This is a genomic window from Microbacterium sp. BF1, from assembly GCF_019279095.1.
Classification (GTDB): domain Bacteria; phylum Actinomycetota; class Actinomycetes; order Actinomycetales; family Microbacteriaceae; genus Microbacterium; species Microbacterium maritypicum.
Map to the genome: position 1 here is coordinate 1 of NZ_JAGYWT010000772.1, position 746 is coordinate 746.

The 746-nt window shown below is 62.6% G+C and carries 1 protein-coding gene; it reads right to left on the reverse strand.

The features are described 5' to 3' along the window. Positions 1–737, reverse strand: a 737-nt coding sequence (locus KZA10_RS16685; protein ID WP_308289707.1) for an IS256 family transposase, incomplete at its 3' end; no start/stop codon positions are given. Positions 738–746: the final 9 nt, after the last annotated feature.

Here is a 746-nt window from a genome sequence, read left to right on the forward strand (position 1 = left end):
GTCGTATAGATGAGGCGTCTGATCTCCGGCGGGAACTTCAGGAACGGCACGAACTCGCCCCACGCGCTCTCCCACATCTGGATCATCGCCGGATACAGGCTCCGCCATTGCTCGGCGAACTCCGCGAACCTCGCCTCGGCCGCTGCGACGGTCGGAGCGGTATAGACCTCGCGGAGCTGCCTGGTGATCTTGGACCAGTACTTCTTCGACGCGTATCGAAGTGAGTTCCGCACGAGATGCACGACACACTGCTGCACCGTTGCGAGGGGCCAGATCGCGGTGATCGCATCGGGGAGGCCTTTGAGTCCGTCGCAGCAGACGATGCAGACATCGGCGACACCACGGTTGCGCAGCTCCGTGAGCATGTTCATCCATTGCTTCGCACCCTCCCCGCCGGTCGGTCCCATCCACAACCCGAGAACGTCACGATGCCCCTCCAGATCGATGCCGACAGCGACGTAGACAGGCCGGTTGGCGACCTGCCCGTCGCGGACCTTGATCACGAGCGCGTCGATCAGCACCACCGGATAGATCGCATCGAGAGGACGGGCTTGCCATTCCTGCATGTCGCCGAGCACCTTGTCCGTCACGGTCGACACCAGATCACGAGAGACGTCGGATCCGTAGAGGTCAGAGAGGTGCTTAGCGATATCGCCGGTGGTCATGCCCTTCGCATACAGAGAGATCACCGCCTCGTCGAACCCCGCGATTCGGCGTTGATGCTTGGGCACCACCACCGGCGCGAA